A 14887-nucleotide genomic window follows, 5' to 3' on the forward strand; every position below is an offset into this window, starting at 1 on the left:
GGGGCTCCGACGCTCCGTGAACCGGCTGAGTCCCTACACGTTGTCGCCGGGCGTTCCGGCAGCCCGCGTGTCGGCGTCGGTGAGCTCCTCCAGCTCGCCCATCGTGTCGAGCCGGTACAGCAGCACCAGCGCCGGACCGACCAGCAGGATCGCGACGGCGGTGACGATCATCAGCCACCGCAGGGTGTGAGCGGCACCTGCCGCGTCGGCCACCGTCAGCGAGGTGGGCAGCAGGTACGGCCGCTGCGCGAAGCCCCAGGCGCCGACGACCAGGGCGACGCTCGCCACCGAGGTGTGGCGGGTCCAGCCGTAGGTGCGGCGCCAGAGCAGCAGGACCGTGGCCAGACCACAGACCGCGGCCAGGACGATCAGCAGCAGGCCGAGCCCTCCGGTGAGGCCGTCCCAGACGTACCGGGCGTCGTCGTGGGTGACGGGCAGGCCGATGAGTGCGAGAACGACGACCGCCGCGAAGGCGATCAGCGCCCGCAGGCGGAAGTGGTCGACGAGGTCGTCGGCGCCGAACCGCAGGGCGTCGGAGCAGAGGAAGACCGCGCCGAGGAACGCGGTGGCGGCGATGGCCAGCAGTCCCACGAGGACGGAGGTTCCGTTGGCCCAGGCGTCCGCGGAGGCGGTCGTGCCGACCTCGACCCGACCGGAGGCGATGCCACCGAGCACCGCACCGAAGAAGAACGGCGTGAGCAGCGACGAGACGGCGAACGCGGCGCCGTAGACGCGCTGTTGGGCCAGGCGTCGGGTCGGCTTGCGCAGGGCGAACCCGGCACCGCGGAGCACCAGGCCGACGGCGGCGAGGGCGAGCGGCAGCCACATCGCGGAGAAGACGGCCTGGAACATCGTCGGGAAGCCGGTCCACATGATCACCAGAATGAAGATCAACCAGACGTTGTTGACCTCCCAGACCGGCGCCATGGCGTGGTCGATCAGCCATCGGGGCCGCTTGCCGCGCTCCGCGCCGCCGGCCAGGAGGTCCCAGAATCCCGCGCCATAGTCGGTGCCTCCGGCGCAGGCGTAGGCGGCGATCGCGAGCACCATCACCCATGCGATGAGGTCGGCCATCACGACGCACCGCCAGAGGTGCGGTCGCAGCCGCCGGGCTCGGCCCCGGTGGTGGTGCGCTCGGGCTCGCTTCTGGGCCCGTAGGGGGTGTCGGTCTCCGGCGGCAGTTCGGCGCGCGCGGCGGCGTGGCCCTCGTCGGCGATGCGCCAGCGGGTGCGCATCTTCAGGACGACCGCGAGGAACGAGCCGAAGACAGCGACGTACACGGCCATGACCAGACCGAGCATCGTCCACAGCGATCCGGCGCGGGTATCGGTCACCGCCTCCGAGACCCTCATGTGGTGGTAGACGATCCAGGGCTGGCGGCCGACCTCCGTGGTGATCCACCCGCACTCGACGGTGACCAGGCACGCGACTCCGGCGATCGCGGCGCAGCGGAAGAACCAGCGGCTGCGCGGGAGGTCCCGGCGCCGCAGCCAGCACCAGCCGTACCAGAGCGCGAGCAGGATCAGCACGCTGCCGATCGTGACCATGATGTCGAAGGCCCAGTGGGCGATGGTGGCCTGAGTCGCCGTCGGGCGGTCGCTCGCCGGAACCGAGGACAGGCCCGTCACCTCGGTGTCCGGGCTGAATCCGGCGAGGATCGAGTCCAGCTGGGGAATCCTGAGTCCGCCGGAGATCGTCCCGTCGGGATGCAGGCGCCCGAACATGTACTCCGGTACGTGGGTGTCGGTCTTCCAGACGATCTCCGTGGCGGCGAACTTGATCGGCTGCTTGTGGAAGACGGCGCGAGCGGCGGAGTCGCCGAGCATGAACTGGACCGGAGTGAGGATCGCGGCGACCGTGAACGGCACGGTGAAGCCGAGCCGGTGGTAGCGGTCACGGCGCCCGCGCAGCCAGCCGACCGCGTACACACCGGCGACCACGTAGCCGGCTGTCAGGAGCATCGCGACCACGAAGTGCCAGTACTCCGGGCCGAACATCGGTGTGAAGATCGCCTGCCGCACATCGACGGCGAGGGGATCGCCCCGGGCGTCCAGGCGGAACCCCTGCGGGGTGTTCATCCAGGAGTTGGCCGCGATGATGCCGAACGCCCCCATCAGGGCGGTCAGCGGCAGAGGCACGGCGAGCCAGAAGTGGGTCCAGGGCTTGAGCCGGCGCCAGCCGTAGAGATAGATCGCGATCAGGACGGCCTCCAGGAAGAACGCCCACGCCTCGATGCCGAACCCGAGGCCGAAGACGTCGCCCCAGCGCCCCATCATGCCGGGCCACAGCAGACCGAACTCGAAGGACAGCACGGTGCCGGTGACGACGCCGACGGCGAACTGCACGGCCATCACAGCCGACCAGCGCCGGGCGAGGGTGAGGGCGACGGGGTCGTTGCGTCGAAGCGCCCGGTGGTGCATGAGCAACGTGATGAACGGCAGTGCCACGCCGAACGGGACCAGCAGGATGTGCGAGGCCAGGGTGAAGGCCATCAACTGGCGTGCCGGCAGGAGTTGGGCCGGGGTGCCGCTCGCCAGCAGGGCAGCGGTGCTGAGCATGTGAGCCTCGATGGTCTGCCCTGCGGAGGTGGCGGGGCTGTGGAGGTGGCGGGGCTGCGGAGGTGGCGGGGCTGCGGAGGTGGCGGGATGCGAAGGGGTGCCCGCACAGGGCCGGCCGGGCCCGCCCTCAGGGCGGCTCAGGCGCCGTCGGTCCGGCCGCACGGGCCGCCGACAGGTCGGTGTCGGGCAGGGTGAAGGCCCGTTCGCGGCGAGAACCGGTGGCGAAGACGACGGACCAGCTGAGCACCGCTCCCAGTCGGCTGCGGAAGCCGGTGAGAAAGGCCAGGTGGATGAAGAGCCAGGCCAGCCAGCCGGTGAAGCCCGACAGATGCAGCGGGCCGGTTCTGACGACCGCTCGGCCGCGGGCGATGTAGGCGGCGCTGCCGAGATCCACGTACCGGAAGGGCTTCGGCGTCTTCGTCCTGCCTTCGACGGCGTGGCGCACGCTCCGCCCCGCGTAGGCACCCGACTGCATGGCGACCTCGGCCAGTCCCGGCAGCCGGTTCAGACTCATCACGTCGCCCGTGACGCGGATCTCCGGACGGCCGGGGACGGTGAGGTCGGGTTCGACGAGGATGCGTCCGGCCCGGTCCTGTTCGGCACCGGTGGCGCGGGCCAGCGCGGCCGCGATCGGCGGCGCCTCGACGCCCGCCGTCCACAGCACGGTGCGTGCGTCGAACCGGGTCGTCCTGCCGTCACTGTCCCGAACCGTCAGGCCGTCCGCGCGGACGTCGGTGACCCTGGTCTCCAGGTGGAGCTCCACTCCGAGGCCCCGCAGGGTTCGGGCCGCGCGGTGGGCCAGTCGGGGGCCGAACGCACCCAGCACCGCGTCGGACCCCTCGAAGAGCAGCACCCGGGCCCTGGCGGAATCGATCTTCTGGAACTCGCGCTCGAGCGTGTGACCGGCGATCTCCCGGATCTGTCCCGCGAGTTCGACACCGGTCGGCCCGCCGCCCACGAGGGCGAAGGTGAGCCATTGCTGCCGTTCCCGGTCGTCCGCCGCCGTCTCGGCCATCTCGAATGCCCGGTAGATCCGTCGGCGGATGTCGAGTGCGTCGTTCAGGGTCTTCATGCCGGGGGCGTGCGCGGCGAACTCGTCGTGCCCGAAGTAGGACTGACGCATGCCCACCGCGACGATGAGATCGTCGTACGGCAGCACGACCTCCGCGCCGTCGGGTCGCTGGGCGTGGACCAGCCGGGCGTCGGCATCCACGTCGGTGGCATCGGCAAGCACGCAGCGCACGTTGTGGTGGCGCCGCAGGATGCCGCGGAGCGGTTGGGCGATCTGCCCCTCGGACAGGATCCCCGAAGCACACTGGTACAGCAGCGGCTGGAAGAGGTGGTGGGCGCGGCGGTCGACCACGGTCACCGCGACCGGCGACTTGCGCAGGGCACGGGCGGCGAACAGCCCCGCGAACCCTCCGCCGAGGATCACCACCCGGCGGGGCGTGACGTGATCCCGCATCGGAGATCAGCCTCCGGTGGCGAAGCCGGGAAAGAGCGTCATTCCGCCGTCGACGTACAGGGTGGTGCCGACGACGTAGTCGAGCAGGTCGGACGCCATGGCGACGACGGCGTTGGCGATGTCGTCCGGGTCGCCCACACGGTGGTACGGGATCAGGCGCAGGAGGTCGGTCTCGGCCTCGGGGGTGGACCAGGCGTCGCGGTTGATCGGCGTGCGGATGGCGCCCGGCGCGATCGCGTTGACCCTGATCCGCTTGGGGGCGAGCTCCTGGGCGAGGGTCTGCATCAGCATGCCCACACCGCCCTTGGAGGAGGCGTAGTTCACGTGCCCCGCCCACGGGATGATCTGGTGGACCGAACTCATGCAGATGATCTTCCCCGCCGAGCGGGAGACCTCCTCCACCACACCGCGCCTGATGAACTCCTTGGCGGCCTCCCGCGCGCACAGGAACTGGCCCGTCAGATTGACGGAGATGACCTTCTCCCACTGGGCGAGGGACATCTCCGTCACGGCCGCGTCCCGCTGGAGGCCCGCGTTGGCGACCATGATGTCGATGGTGCCGAACTCCTCGACCATCCGCGCGACCATGGCGGTCACCTGGTCCTCGTCGGACACGTCGGCCTGGTAGGAGTAGGCGCGGACACCGAAGCCCTTGATCTCCTCGACGACCTTGTCCGCCTCGTCCTGACCGACGACGTAGTTCACCACGACGTCCGCTCCGGCCCGGCCCAGGGCGACGGCGGTCGCCAGACCGATGCCCGAGTTGGCACCGGTCACGAGCGCCTTCTGGCCCCTGAGAAGCTGCGCGGACACCACCCCGCGGCTCTCGTCGGAGTTTGCTGCCACCACGATCCCTCCTTCTGCCTTTTCGACGGACGCCCTCGAGGACCGGACGACGCGCAGGCGGAGACCGGAACGTCGGCCGGCCCGTCAGGCAGACACAGGAGCCGTCGCACACCCGGCCCCCAGACGAAATCACCCGGCGCCGCGGTGGGGCAGACCGGCACGCGAGACAGCCGAACTTCAGCCGAGCGCGTCACACAGTCGGGCTACGCGCCGCCCCCGAGCCCCATCCGGGCCGGTGTCACGCGGGCCGCGAACGGCCAAGGGCACGCAAGGTCCGGTGGCCGGCGACGGCAGGGCTCGTGCACGCCGGAAGCGGCGATCGAGTCGTCACAGGATCCAGGGGCCGCGCGATGCCTCTCCTGGATTCGCACCCCGCTCTGACCAGGCCATGCATCAAGGTGCTTCCGTGAGGCGGAAGCCGCATTGCGTCTGCGTGACGCGCTCCCCGACGATGCGACCACCATCAGAGACGGGAGCCGCGTCCATGCCTCACACGACCGCCTTCGCCAGGAACCAGTGGTACGTAGCGGCGTACGGGACGGAGGTCGGGCGTGAGCTGCTCGCCCGCACCGTCCTCGGCGAACCGATCGCCTTCTACCGGACCGAGGACACGGCCGAGGTCGTCGCCCTGGCGGACCGCTGCGTGCACCGCCGCTTCCCGCTCTCGCACAGCCGGCTCGACGGCGACAAGGTGGTCTGCGGCTACCACGGCTTCACCTACGACACGACCGGCACCTGCGTGTACGTTCCCGGGCAGAAGCGCATCCCCCGTACCGCCAGGGTGAGTTCGTACCCCGTGGCCGAGCTGGACTCCTTCGTGTGGGTGTGGATCGGCGACCCGGCGCTCGCCGACCGGTCGACGATCCCGCGGGCCCCGCACCTGGCCGACCCCGCGCACTGGACGACGGTCGGCGGGATGGAGCCCATCGACGCCGGCTACGGCCTGCTGGTCGACAACCTGATGGACCTCTCCCACGAGACGTATCTGCACGGCGGCTACATCGGCACGCCCGAGGTCGCCGACACCCCCATGACGACGGAGGTCGACGAGGGCGCGGGCGTCGTCCGCGTCAGCCGGCACATGGACGACGCCGAGTGTCCGCCGTTCTACGCCAACTCCACCGGCATCAAGGGCCGTATCACCCGCTGGCAGGACATCGAGTACCACGCCCCCTGCCTGTACCTGCTGCACAGCCGCATCGCCCCGCAGGGCGTCCTGCCGAACCCGGACGGCACCGACCCGGACGCCTTCCACGTGGAGATCACCTACGCGATCACACCGTCCACGCAGGACCAGGTCTACGACTTCTGGGCCGTCTCCCGCGACTTCGGCCACGGCGACGAGGAGATGTCCACGTTCCTGCGCGACTTCAACCGCGAGGTGGTCATGCAGGACGTGAACGCGCTGAACCTGCTCCAGAAGACCCTGGAGAGCGAGCCCGCCGGCTACCAGGAACTCAGTATCAACATCGACACGGGCGGCCTCGCCGCCCGCCGGATCCTGTCCCGTCTCGCCGCCGAGGGCGACCGGTCCGCGACCCCCGACAACGTCGCGCGATGAGCCGCCCGCCCACCGCCGAGGTGTACCGCGTCGACTGGGTCCCCGGCACCGACGAACTGCACGGCATCTGCCACTGCGGGGCCGAGCACGACACGCAGGACCCCGTATCGATGTGGCAGTGGATGCTGTCCCACCCCGATCACCAGGAGGACGACCGGTGACCCCGCTCCACGAAGTCGGCCTCGTCGTCGCCGCACGGACCGAAGAGGCCACCGGCGTCGTGTCCTTGACGCTCCGCCACCCGGAGGCGGAACCGCTGCCCGCGTGGGAGCCGGGCGCCCACGTGGACATGGTCCTCACCGACGGCCTGGTCCGCCCGTACTCGTTGTGCGGCGACCCCGCCGACCGCACCGCCTGGACCGTCGCCGTCCTCCGCGAACCGCGCGGACGCGGCGGATCGGCGTACGTGCACGAGAGGCTGGCCCCTGGCGCGGTCGTGCGCGTCCGGGGACCGCGCAACCACTTCCCCCTCCACGAGGCACCGGCCTACCGCTTCGTGGCGGGCGGCATCGGGATCACCCCGATCCTTCCCATGGTGGCCGCCGCCGAGGCGGCGGGCGCCGAGTGGACCCTGCTGTACGGCGGCCGGACACGCGGCTCGATGGCGTTCCTCGACCGGCTCCGCGCCTACGGCACGAAGGTGCGCGTCGCGCCGGAGGACGAGACGGGCCTCCTCGACCTCGACGGGTTCCTCGGCCCGAGGGACACGGACGGCGACGACATCCTGGTCTACTGCTGCGGCCCGGGACCGCTCCTCGACGCCGTCGAGGCCCGGGGAGCCGCGCACACCGAGCGCTTCCGGCCGACGCAGGACGGACCGGACGGCTCCGACGGCACCGACCACGCCTTCGAGGTGGAGCTGCGGCGCTCCGGCCGCACCCTGACCGTGCCGCCCGGCCGCAGCATCCTGCACACGGTGCGGGAGGCGGGGATCGAGGTGCTGTACTCCTGCGCGGAAGGCACCTGCGGGACCTGCGAGACCGACATCGTGGAGGGCGCGGCGGACCACCGGGACTCGGTGCTCACCGCGCAGGAGCGGGCGGCGGGCGAGACGCTGATGATCTGCGTCTCGCGCTGCCCGGGCCCGCGCCTCGTCCTCGACATGTGACCCCGGTGTGGTGTCCGCCCTATCTCTGATATCTCGCGAGCACCAGATTTCCGTCCTTCACCAGGCGTTTGCGCAGTTCACCGAGACCGATCGAGCCGCTGTAGTACTCCTGGAGGGCGGGCGTGGCGACCTTGTCCTTCCACTCCGCGTAGCCGCGCACCGACTGCGCCGGGGCCGAGCGGAGGTCGCCGGCGAGGGCCGTGCCGGTCGCCCAGTCGTTCTTCTCCGTGTGCAGGGCCGGGTCCTTCAGGGCCTCGGTGCCGGTGGGCAGCATCCAGTCGCCGAGCGCGAGGCGCACCATGTTGCGCGGCCTCAGCAGGAAGTCGATGAACTGCGCCGCCTCCTTCTTGTGCGGGCTGTCCTCGGCGACGGACAGGGTCTGCGGGGAGACGCCCTGGGCGAGCCCGTCACGGCCCGCGGGCGCCGGGAGCACCTGCCAGTCGAACCCCTTCGGCGCCTGCTGGACGATCTGCTGACGGTAGGAGAAACCGAGCGGGACCATCGCGTACTTGCCCGCGAAGAAGCCGGGAAGCGTGTCCGAGCCGCCCATGCCGAGCGTCGCGCCCGAGGCGCTGCCGTCGGTGCCGACCTGGTCGTGGACCGTGCGGGGCAGGACCTGGTCCGCGGCGTCGAAGCGGACCGTCACCTTGCCGTCGGCACCGCGGTGGAACACGCGTCCGCCGGCCGAGAGGGAGAGGTTGAGGGTCGCCGAGACGGGCTCCTTCAGCGGCCACGCGACACCGAACTTCCCGTCGCCGCTCAGCTTCTTCGTGACGGCCCTGAACTCCTGCCAGGACCAGGGTTTCTCGGGCGTGGGGATGCGTACCCCCGCCGCCTCGAGGATCTTCGCGTTGGCGATGAGGACGCGCGGCTCCTGGAGGAACGGCACGCCGTAGACGCCGTCACCGAAGGTCGCCGTCTCCCAACTGTGCTGCGGAATGTCGGACTTGAGGCGGGCGGGCAACAGGTGACGCAGATCGGCGAGGTAGCCGCCGTACGCGAAGTCCGCGAGGTCGTCGGAGGCGTCGTGGATGACGTCGGGCGCCTCCCCTCCCTCGAAGGAGGTGAGCAGCTGGTCGTGAACGCTGTCCCAGCTGCCCTGGACGTACTTGACCTGGATGTCCGGGTGCGCCGCGTTCCACTCCTTCACGAGCTGCTTGTTGGCGTCGACGGACTCCTTCTGCCAGGCGAGGGACTGGAATTCGAGAGTGACCTTGCCGTCGTCGGCCGTTCCTCCCGAGGAGCAGCTGGTGACCAGCAGGGCCACGGCCGCGGCGACGGCGGCCAGCCGGCGTACGCGCCTCATGACTTCACCGCCCCGGCCAGCATCCCGCCGGTCAGTCTGCGCTGGATGAGCGCGAAGATCACCAGTGAGGGCAGGGTCGCGAGGAACGCGGCGGCGGCCAGCGGCCCGAGGTCGGCGACGCCTTCCGCGCCGAGGAAGTGCGTCAGGACCACGGGCAGCGTCTGCCTCTCGGGGGTCTTCATCAGGACGAGCGCGAAGAAGAACTCGTTCCACGCGGTGATGAACGCGAACAGGGCCGTCGCCACCAGGCCCGGCGCGAGCAGCGGCGCCGTGACGGAGACGAGGATGCGCAGCTTTCCGGCTCCGTCGACGGCGGCCGCCTCCTCCAGCTCGGGCGGCACGGCCCGGACGTAGCCGACCAGCATCCACAGCGCGAAGGGCAGCGACCACACGACGTAGACCATGGTCAGGCCGGGCAGCGAGTTGATCAGATGCAGGTTCTTCAGGATCAGGAAGAGCGGGATGATCAGCAGGACGAACGGGAACGCCTGGCTGACCACGACCCAGCCCGTCGCCGCGCGGGACAGCGCGGAGCGGTGGCGGGCCATCACGTACGCCATCGGGGTCGCGACGACGACGGCGATCAGCGCCGCGCAGACCGCCACGAGCACGGAGTTGACGGCGGCCCTCAGGAGGGGCTGCTCGTCGAAGGCCTGGCGGAAGTTGGCGAGTGTGGGGTCCTTGGGTATCCACGTGGGGTGCAGGCTCGCGAGTTCGCGGGGCGGTTTGAACGCCGTGGAGATCAGCCACAGGAACGGGAACGCGAGGAAGACGAGATAGGCGAGCAGCGCGAGGTACTGGCCCGCGCGCGCCGGCCCGCTCGGCCGGATGCCTGTACGGGTACGGCTCACTGCTCGTCGCCTCCCTTGAGCCGGCCCACGAGGTAGAAGGCGAGGATGACCGAGATGACCGCGACCATCACGCAGCCCATCGCCGCCGCGTAGCCGAACTGGCCGTAGCGGAAGGCCTCTTCGTAGGCGAAGAGCATGGGCAGGCGGGTCCGGCCGCCCGGGCCGCCGTTGGTCAGGACGTAGACCAGGGCGAACGAGTTGAAGTTCCAGATGAAGTTCAGCGCGGTGATGGCGAGGGCGACCGGCCTGAGCGCGGGCCAGGTCACGGCGCGGAAGCGGCCCCAGGCGCCCGCGCCGTCGAGCGCGGCGGCCTCGTGCAGTTCGGGCGAGGTGTTCTGGAGCCCGGCGAGCAGGGCGACGGTGGTCTGCGGCATGCCCGCCCAGATGCCGACGACGATCACCGCGGGCAGTGCGGTCGCCAGACCCGTGAGCCAGTCGCGCCCGTCGCCGAGGCCGAGGTCGCGGAGGGTCTCGTTGAGGATGCCCGCGTCCGGGTTGTAGACGAGGCGCCACATGATGCCGACGACCACCTCGGGCATGGCCCAGGGAATGATCGCGAGCGCCCGCGCCAGCCAGCGGAAGCGGAGGTTCTGGTTGAGCAGGAGCGCGAGGCCGAGCGCGAGCAGGAACTGCGGGACGGTCACCCCGACCGCCCACAGCAGGCCGATCCGGAACGACTCCCAGAACAGCGTGTCGTGCAGCAGGTCCTGGAAGTTGAGCGCCCCCACCCACTGGGTCGGCGCCGTGCGGCCCGCCTGCGAGTCGGTGAACGCCAGCACGATGCCGTAGAGGAGCGGCCCCACGCTGAGCACGAGGATGGGGATGAGGGCGGGCAGGACCAGGAACCAGGCGCCGCGGTCCGCCGGGTGTCCCCGCTCGGGTGGCCCGGACGCACGCTTCACCGGCCGCGTCGTCGCGGTCGTCAAGGTCACGGATTCGGCTCCTTCGGGCGGCGGGTGGGGGGTCCGGCCGCCCCAGGGCCCGTCCGGCGGGTCATGCCGGGGCGCCGGGTCCGGCACACCGGCACTTCACGAGCGCGGCCCCTCGGCCTCGGCATGATCCAGACGAAAGGCCCTGACGGCCCCCGTCATCGTGCTGAGGGACCCGTGCCCCGTCAAGCCGCTGCGCACGACGTTGTCCGTCACGGCGCCGACCGGGGCGTATGCGCATGTGAAACGGGTGCGAGACTGGGCCCGGACCATGGGATCGGCGGGAGGCACGTGATGGATGAGGCGCAGGCACGGAAGGTGCTCGCGGCGGCGGGGCTCCCCGGCGGGCACCGGGGCGGCGGGCAGGAGGCCGAGCTGCTGGCGCTCGGCGAGAACGCCGTGTTCGCGCTCGGTGACCTCGTGGTCAAGGTGGGCCGCGACGCCGAACTCCTGGAGCGGGCGCGGCACGAGCTCACCGTCGCGGGCTGGCTCGCCGGACAGGGCGTGCCGGCCGTGCGCGCCGCCGAGCCGGAGCCGCTCCTCGTCGACGGCCACCCAGTGACGCTGTGGCACCGCGTTCCGGCCGCGCTGCGCCCCGCCGAACCGCGCGACCTGGCCGAGCTGCTCCGCCTCGTGCACGCCCTGCCCGCGCCGCCCTTCGCGCTGCCGCGCCGTGAGCTGCTCGGCGGGGTCGAGCGGTGGCTGCGGCTCGCGGGCGACGCGATCGACCCCGCCGACGCGGCGTACCTGCGCGAACGGCGCGACGGCTTCGCGGACGCGGCGGCGGCGCTCGTCCCGCGTCTGACGCCGGGCCCGATCCACGGGGACGCGCTGCCGCGCAACGTGCACATCGGCGCCGACGGGCCCGTCCTCGTCGATCTGGAGACGTTCTCCTGCGACCTGCGCGAGCACGACCTGGTCGTCATGGCGCTCTCCCGCGACCGGTACGGCCTCGACCCCGAGGCGTACGACGCGTTCACGCGGACGTACGGCTGGGACGTGCGGGAATGGGACGGGTGCGCCGTGCTGCGCGGCGCGCGAGAGACGGCCAGCTGCGCGTGGGTCGCCCAGCAGGCGCCGGCCAACCCCAAGGCGCTCGCGGAGTTCGAGCGCAGGGTGGCGTCGTTGCGGGACGGGGATCCCGCGGTGCGCTGGTACCCGTTCTGACGGGTGCCGTTCGCGGCGGGTGCCTGAAGCCGCGCTCGGACGTCAGCGGCTGAACGGGCGCTCGCGAGAGGGCGGTTGGACTCCCGCTCAGGAGTTGTTGGACTTTCGCGCTGAATTCATCCGATCTCTTTCCCGCGGCAGGGACCTGGAGCAAGGTACGGCGGTGTTGGCCGACCCTTGCCTGGAGGACCTGATGTCCGCACGCCCTGCACCCGGCTCCGCCCTCTCCCGCCGCTCCGTTCTCAAATACGGCTCAGCCATCGGATCTCTCCTGGCCCTTAGTCAGGTCCCCGCCTTCACGGCGCAGGCGGCGCCGAGACCCGGCGGGCACCCGGCCACGCCACGCCTCGTCCCCGAGGCCGACGCGCTCGCCCTGCGGTACGGCTCCCCGGCCGCCGAGGACCAGCTCATGCGGGAAGGGCTGCCGATCGGCAACGGCCGCCTCGGGGCCGTCGTCTCCGGGCACCCGTCCCGCGAGGTCCTGTCCGTCTCGGACGTCACCCTGTGGACGGGCGGGGCGAACGACGCGCTGGAGTCGGACGGTCAGTTTCCTTACGACACGGCCCACTTCGGCTCGTACGGCGTCCTCGTCAAGGCGTATCTGGAGGTGGCGGGGCACGACCCGTCCGCAGTCAGCGGCTACCGGCGCCGCCTCGACCTCAGCAACGGCCTGACGACGGTGGAGTACGAACTCGGCGGCACCCGCTACCGGCGGGAGATCTACTGCAGCCACCCCGACGACGTGATCGTCGTCCGGCTCACCCGCGCGGGGGGCGGCACCTGGAGCGGACACCTCACGCTGACCGGGACACGCGGCGAGCCGATCACCGTGGACCCCGCCACCGCCTCGGCCGGCTTCGCCGCGGAACTCGACAACGGCCTCGCCTACGCCGCTGTGGCACGGGCCGCGACGCACCGCGGCGGCACGGTCGGCGCGAGCGGCTCCTCGGTCACCTTCGCGGGCTGCGACGAGGTGCTCCTCGTCCTGAGCGGCGGCACCTCCTACTCCCCCGACGCCGACGGGTTCATCGACCGCGACGCCGACCCGCACGCCACCGCCACCGCGCGGACCGCCGCAGCGGCCAAGGCCGGCGCGACCCGTCTCCTCGCCGCCCACGTCGCCGACCACCGCGCCCTGTTCGACACCATGAGCGTCGACCTGGGCGCGTCCACCGACGCGCAGCGGGCCCTGTACACCGACGAGCGGCTCCTGGCCCGGCAGGCCTCCGGTGGCCGCCCCGACCCCGAACTCGAGGCCTCGTACGTCCAGTTCGGCCGCTACCTCACGGTGTGCGGCTCGCGCTCCTCCCTGCCGCTCAATCTCCAGGGCCTGTGGGTCGACCGGAACGACCCGGCGTGGATGGCGGACTACCACACCGACATCAATCTCCAGATGAACTACTGGCCCACCGACAGGACCGGCCTGCCCGACTGCTTCGACGCCCTCGCCGACTACTGCCTCGCCCAGGTCCCGCACTGGGAGAAGCGCACCCGCGAGCTGTTCAACGACCCGCGCAACGGCTTCCGCAACACGAGCGGCGAGATCGCCGGCTGGACCACCGCGATCTCCACCAACACCATGGGCGGCCCCGGCTGGTGGTGGCACCCGGCGGGCAACGCCTGGCTGTGCAACTCCCTCTTCGAGCACTACGAGTTCACCCTCGACCGGCGCTATCTGGCGAAGATCCTGCCGCTTCTGGAGGGTGCCTGCGCGTTCTGGGAGAAGCGGCTCGTCACGGCGACGGTGAAGGATCCGGGGACCGGGGCGGACGTCGAGGTGCTCGTCGACGACCACGACTGGTCGCCGGAGCACGGCCCGACCGACGCGCGCGGCATCACGTACGCGCAGGAGCTGGTCTGGCAGCTCTTCGAGAACTTCCGCGCCGCCACGGCGGCCCTCGGCACCTCCAAGGCGTACGCCCGCCGCGTCACCGCCCTCCAGGACCGGCTGTACCTGCCGCGCGTCAGCCCCACCACCGGGTGGCTGGAGGAGTGGATGGGCGGCGCGAACCTCGGCGAGACGCAGCACCGGCACCTCTCCCACCTCGTCGGACTGTTCCCCGGCGACCGCGTCAGCCGCGAGCGCAGCCCGCACGACGTCCTCGTGGGCGTCGACAAGGGCCTCACGGCCCGCGGCATGGACACCTACGGCTGGGGCTGCGCGTGGCGCGCCCTGTGCTGGGCGCGGATGAAGGACGCGGAGAAGGCGTACCAGCTCGTCGGCACGGTGCTGCGGCCCTCCGTGAACCACAGCAACGGCACGGCGCCCAACTTCTTCGACATGTACCAACTGGGCCGTGACAGCTCGGTGTTCCAGATCGACGCCAACTTCGGTACGACGGCCGCCGTGATCGAGATGCTCCTCTACTCCCGCCCCGGCCTGGTCGAACTCCTGCCCGCCCTGCCGGTCGCGTGGGGCGCGTCGGGCAAGGTCACCGGCATCGGCGTGCGCGGCGGGTTCACGGCCGACCTGGAGTGGAAGGGCGGCGTGGCGACGAAGCTCCGGCTCACCTCGACCGGCGGCCGCACCACCCGCGTACGGGCCGGTTCCTGGACGAAGGACGTCAGTCTGAAGCCGGGCGCGAGCATCACCCTGACCCCTTCGTACGCGTCGCAGCGCTACGTGCTCGTCAACCGGGCCGACAGCGGCATGGCGATCGAGGTGTCGGGGACCGCCGAGTCGGCGCCGCTCGTCCTGGGCGCGCGCACGAGCGGAGCGGCGCAGCAGTGGAAGTTCGCGGAGGCCCTGGACGGCGGGTACCGCCTGACCAACGTGCACTCCGGTCTGACGGCGGACGTCAGCGGCGGCCAGGCCACGGAGAACGCTCCGATCGTGCAGTACCGGGCCACGGGCGCGGACAACCAGCACTGGCGCGCGGAGCCCACCGACGGTGGTCACGTCCGCCTGGTGTGCGTCCGCACGGGCAAGTCCCTCGGCACGACCGGCGGTTCCACGGCGACGGGCACGGCGGTCGTCCAGCAGACCTACACGGGCGCGGCGTCGCAGCAGTGGAGGCGGGTGGCCGTGTAGAGCGGCTCGGTGGCGGCGGGCTTCACGGCTTCACCGGCCGCCCCGGCAGGTGAAGCCCGCGGAGC

At 71.5% G+C, this 14887-nt stretch carries 12 protein-coding genes; 5 read left to right on the forward strand and 7 right to left on the reverse strand.

The genetic code is table 11. The features are described 5' to 3' along the window. Nucleotides 1–33: 33 nt before the first annotated feature. The 4 genes from ACFC96_RS02815 to ACFC96_RS02830 all read right to left on the reverse strand — a co-directional run bounded on the left by ACFC96_RS02815 (nt 34) and on the right by ACFC96_RS02830 (nt 4869). Nucleotides 34–1074, reverse strand: coding sequence for a cytochrome d ubiquinol oxidase subunit II (locus ACFC96_RS02815; protein ID WP_340459623.1), 1041 nt, complete (start codon nt 1072–1074; stop codon nt 34–36). Then, on the reverse strand, nt 1074–2558 hold the full coding sequence (locus ACFC96_RS02820; protein ID WP_376609779.1) for a cytochrome ubiquinol oxidase subunit I: 1485 nt from the start codon (nt 2556–2558) through the stop codon (nt 1074–1076). The genes ACFC96_RS02815 and ACFC96_RS02820 overlap by 1 nt, the downstream gene beginning before the upstream one ends. Before the next feature lie 127 nt (nt 2559–2685). Next, nucleotides 2686–4023, reverse strand: a complete 1338-nt coding sequence (locus tag ACFC96_RS02825; protein WP_376609781.1) for an NAD(P)/FAD-dependent oxidoreductase — start codon at nt 4021–4023, stop codon at nt 2686–2688. A gap of 6 nt (nt 4024–4029) precedes the next feature. Beyond that, nucleotides 4030–4869 carry an SDR family oxidoreductase gene (locus tag ACFC96_RS02830; RefSeq protein ID WP_376251121.1) on the reverse strand — a complete coding sequence of 280 codons (840 nt, stop codon included), beginning with the start codon at nt 4867–4869 and terminating at the stop codon, nt 4030–4032. 484 nt (nt 4870–5353) lie between these two features. Here ACFC96_RS02830 and ACFC96_RS02835 point away from each other — a divergent pair, with 484 nt between their 5' ends. Genes ACFC96_RS02835 through ACFC96_RS02845 form a run of 3 tightly spaced genes read left to right on the forward strand, consistent with a single transcriptional unit; the run spans nt 5354 to nt 7538 of the window. Continuing rightward, nucleotides 5354–6430 carry a Rieske 2Fe-2S domain-containing protein gene (locus tag ACFC96_RS02835; RefSeq protein WP_376609783.1) on the forward strand — a complete coding sequence of 359 codons (1077 nt, stop codon included), beginning with the start codon at nt 5354–5356 and terminating at the stop codon, nt 6428–6430. Beyond that, the gene (locus tag ACFC96_RS02840) at nt 6427–6591 is read left to right on the forward strand and encodes a hypothetical protein (protein WP_340460698.1); all 165 of its coding nucleotides are present in this window, start codon (nt 6427–6429) and stop codon (nt 6589–6591) included. The genes ACFC96_RS02835 and ACFC96_RS02840 overlap by 4 nt, the downstream gene beginning before the upstream one ends. Next, on the forward strand, nt 6588–7538 hold the full coding sequence (locus tag ACFC96_RS02845) for a PDR/VanB family oxidoreductase (RefSeq protein WP_376609785.1): 951 nt from the start codon (nt 6588–6590) through the stop codon (nt 7536–7538). Before ACFC96_RS02840 ends, ACFC96_RS02845 begins: the two co-directional genes overlap by 4 nt. Nucleotides 7539–7557: 19 nt before the next feature. Here the strand turns inward: ACFC96_RS02845 and ACFC96_RS02850 are convergent, their stop codons facing one another. The 3 genes from ACFC96_RS02850 to ACFC96_RS02860 are packed head-to-tail and all read right to left on the reverse strand — an operon-like array spanning nt 7558 to nt 10627. Continuing rightward, nucleotides 7558–8844, reverse strand: a complete 1287-nt coding sequence (locus tag ACFC96_RS02850; protein ID WP_376609787.1) for an ABC transporter substrate-binding protein — start codon at nt 8842–8844, stop codon at nt 7558–7560. Continuing rightward, nucleotides 8841–9695 carry a carbohydrate ABC transporter permease gene (locus ACFC96_RS02855; protein WP_376609789.1) on the reverse strand — a complete coding sequence of 285 codons (855 nt, stop codon included), beginning with the start codon at nt 9693–9695 and terminating at the stop codon, nt 8841–8843. The genes ACFC96_RS02850 and ACFC96_RS02855 overlap by 4 nt, the downstream gene beginning before the upstream one ends. Beyond that, nucleotides 9692–10627 (reverse strand): carbohydrate ABC transporter permease, encoded by a 936-nt coding sequence (locus ACFC96_RS02860; protein WP_376251111.1) that lies wholly within the window; start codon nt 10625–10627, stop codon nt 9692–9694. The genes ACFC96_RS02855 and ACFC96_RS02860 overlap by 4 nt, the downstream gene beginning before the upstream one ends. Nucleotides 10628–10918: 291 nt before the next feature. Here ACFC96_RS02860 and ACFC96_RS02865 point away from each other — a divergent pair, with 291 nt between their 5' ends. Together ACFC96_RS02865 and ACFC96_RS02870 are read left to right on the forward strand one after the other, a co-directional pair. Beyond that, nucleotides 10919–11791, forward strand: coding sequence for a phosphotransferase enzyme family protein (locus tag ACFC96_RS02865; RefSeq protein ID WP_376609791.1), 873 nt, complete (start codon nt 10919–10921; stop codon nt 11789–11791). A gap of 193 nt (nt 11792–11984) precedes the next feature. Next, nucleotides 11985–14822, forward strand: coding sequence for a glycoside hydrolase N-terminal domain-containing protein (locus ACFC96_RS02870; protein WP_376609793.1), 2838 nt, complete (start codon nt 11985–11987; stop codon nt 14820–14822). The last annotated feature ends 65 nt before the right edge of the window (nt 14823–14887 follow it).

It is taken from the genome of Streptomyces sp. NPDC055955 (genome assembly GCF_042270245.1).
GTDB lineage: Bacteria > Actinomycetota > Actinomycetes > Streptomycetales > Streptomycetaceae > Streptomyces.

Bases quoted from the DNA above. Each gene is read 5' to 3' on its own strand.
- ACFC96_RS02815 (WP_340459623.1), bottom strand. From the start codon at position 1,074: ATGGCCGACCTCATCGCATGGGTGATGGTGCTCGCGATCGCCGCCTAC.
- ACFC96_RS02820 (WP_376609779.1), bottom strand. From the start codon at position 2,558: ATGCTCAGCACCGCTGCCCTGCTGGCGAGCGGCACCCCGGCCCAACTC.
- ACFC96_RS02825 (WP_376609781.1), bottom strand. From the start codon at position 4,023: ATGCGGGATCACGTCACGCCCCGCCGGGTGGTGATCCTCGGCGGAGGG.
- ACFC96_RS02835 (WP_376609783.1), top strand. From the start codon at position 5,354: ATGCCTCACACGACCGCCTTCGCCAGGAACCAGTGGTACGTAGCGGCG.
- ACFC96_RS02840 (WP_340460698.1), top strand. From the start codon at position 6,427: ATGAGCCGCCCGCCCACCGCCGAGGTGTACCGCGTCGACTGGGTCCCC.
- ACFC96_RS02850 (WP_376609787.1), bottom strand. From the start codon at position 8,844: ATGAGGCGCGTACGCCGGCTGGCCGCCGTCGCCGCGGCCGTGGCCCTG.
- ACFC96_RS02865 (WP_376609791.1), top strand. From the start codon at position 10,919: ATGGATGAGGCGCAGGCACGGAAGGTGCTCGCGGCGGCGGGGCTCCCC.
- ACFC96_RS02870 (WP_376609793.1), top strand. From the start codon at position 11,985: ATGTCCGCACGCCCTGCACCCGGCTCCGCCCTCTCCCGCCGCTCCGTT.